The sequence below is a fragment of the Agromyces binzhouensis genome (assembly GCF_004135055.1).
Taxonomy (GTDB): Bacteria; Actinomycetota; Actinomycetes; order Actinomycetales; family Microbacteriaceae; genus Agromyces; species Agromyces binzhouensis.
Genome location: NZ_SDPL01000636.1, coordinates 1 through 1,188, shown reverse-complemented (window position 1 = coordinate 1,188; position 1,188 = coordinate 1). Strand labels below are relative to the sequence as shown.

Below are 1,188 nucleotides of genomic sequence, written 5' to 3'. Positions count from 1 at the left end.
TGCGCCTCCGCGCGGGCCAGCCAGCGCACCTCGACGCCGACGGGTGCCGCGACCTCCAGCTCGTCGTCGGCGCTCGGCACCTCGATGATCGCCGCCCCCTCGGCGTCGGCGGGCAGGGACTCGAGGATCGCGCAGATCGCGGGCGCCGCGGTCTCGTCGCCGGCGAGCAGCACGGTGTCGACCGCGCCGGGCCGCCAGTCGATGCCGACGGTCCTCCCCGCGCTCAACTCGTCCGGGCCGACGAGCACGATCTCGTCACCGGGCCGCGCGTGCGTCGCCCAGGCCGAGCCGGGACCGGTGTCGCCGTGCGCGACGAAGTCGACGTCGACCTCGCGGTCCTCGGGGCGCACGGCGCGGATCGTGTAGGTGCGGAACGGATTGCGCTGCCCGGCGGGAAGCTCGCGCCAGGCCGAGTACCAGTCCTCGCCGTCGGGGAAGTGCGCGAAGCCCGAGTCGCCGAGGGGCAGCACGACCTTCACCCGCTGGTCGAGCCCCGCGGTGCCGAACTCGGCGAGCTCCTCCCCCGCGAAGGTCACGCGCGTGAAGTGCGGCGTGAGTCGCCGCACGCGGGCGACGTTCGCACGGAATCCGCGATAGGCGGGACGCGGGCTCGCGGGCGCGGCGACTCCGGCAAGTGAGGTAAGCATTACCTAAGTCTTGCACACGCCCGCGTGCGGATCACACCGGGAGACGGCCGCTCCCCCGCCGTCACCGGCGCGGCCGCGGCATCCGTCACCACACCGGCGGACGGCGTCGACCGCGTCGCGCGGCCCGCTCGAGCTGCGCCGCGAGCGCGAAGAGGGTCGCCTCGCCGCCGGGGCGCCCGATGAGCTGGACGCCCATCGGCAGGCCGGCGTCCGTGTCGTGCACCGGGACCGTCAACGCGGGCAGCCCCGCGACGTTGACGAACGACGTGTACGGCGTGAAGCGCACCTGCTGCGCGAAGTTCTCCTCCGCGTCGTCGGCGTCGTACCAGCCGACCGGCCGCGGCGTCTGCGCGAGCGCCGGAGTCAGGACCACGTCGACCGCGGAGAACCGCGCGATCGTCCGCCGCTCGAACCCCGCGAGCCACCCGAGGGCTTCCGCGAGCTCGCCCGCGGTGCGCTCCCGGCCCCGCGCGACGAGCCAGCGCGTGAGCGGCTCGAGCGACTCCTCCTCGCCGTCCGGCACCGGGATCCCCGCCGCGCC

2 protein-coding genes are annotated in these 1,188 nt (G+C 75.4%); both read right to left on the bottom strand.

The window, feature by feature from the left end; genetic code table 11:
* Positions 1-647: siderophore-interacting protein (locus ESO86_RS17280; RefSeq protein WP_165308304.1), on the bottom strand; the 647-nt coding region annotated here is incomplete at its 3' end.
* Between the two features lie 85 nt (positions 648-732).
* Positions 733-1,188 (bottom strand): amidase family protein (locus ESO86_RS17275; protein ID WP_242492442.1); only part of this gene is annotated, 456 nt, incomplete at its 5' end.